This window comes from Stenotrophomonas maltophilia (genome assembly GCF_003970865.1).
In the GTDB taxonomy this organism is placed as follows: domain Bacteria; phylum Pseudomonadota; class Gammaproteobacteria; order Xanthomonadales; family Xanthomonadaceae; genus Stenotrophomonas; species Stenotrophomonas maltophilia_AR.
In genome coordinates, this window is sequence record NZ_RXLZ01000172.1 from 1 (window position 1) to 574 (window position 574).

Below are 574 nucleotides of genomic sequence, written 5' to 3' on the forward strand. Positions count from 1 at the left end.
TCACCAGGCGCAGCCCACCTCCTAAACACATCAGGAGATGCCGGTACCAAGACAAGCATGACTGCGCCTTGGGTCACGCCCGCATGACAAGCAAACTCGTGGGAGGTGAACAAGGCCCCATAATCCCAGGCCCCCAAACCAACACAAGGAGAATCAATGGCCGTAATTACCTTCTCCAAAGTGGATGCCTATGCGGGCCATCCCGAAAAGAAGCTGACGCTGTACATGCTCATGCTGGGCTTTATGGCCCTGATGTTGGGCACTTTCTTCGGCCCACTGCAATCGTTGAACTATGGCGGCCTCGACCTCTACCCCTACCTCAAGCCCCTCATCCAGTCGTATTACCAGGGGCTGAGCCTGCATGGGGTCCTCAATGCCATCGTCTTCACCCAGCTCATGGCCCAGGCCCTGCTGGTCTATTTCCCAGCCAGAGAGCTCGGCTACAGGCCCAACATGCTGTCCCTTTTACACATTCCCGAGCCCACGAGACGGGCTCCTAACCCGTAGGCCGCCTTCTGCTTTAAAAACAAAAACAACCAATGTACTATCGAATTGATAATCTAGATACACTTCA

General features: G+C 54.5%; 1 protein-coding gene. It reads left to right on the forward strand.

What is annotated here, in order from left to right; genetic code table 11:
- The first annotated feature begins 156 nt into the window (after positions 1–156).
- Positions 157–507: a hypothetical protein gene (locus EKL94_RS22265; RefSeq protein WP_312023668.1), complete on the forward strand. Its 351-nt coding sequence runs from the start codon at positions 157–159 to the stop codon at positions 505–507.
- Positions 508–574: the final 67 nt, after the last annotated feature.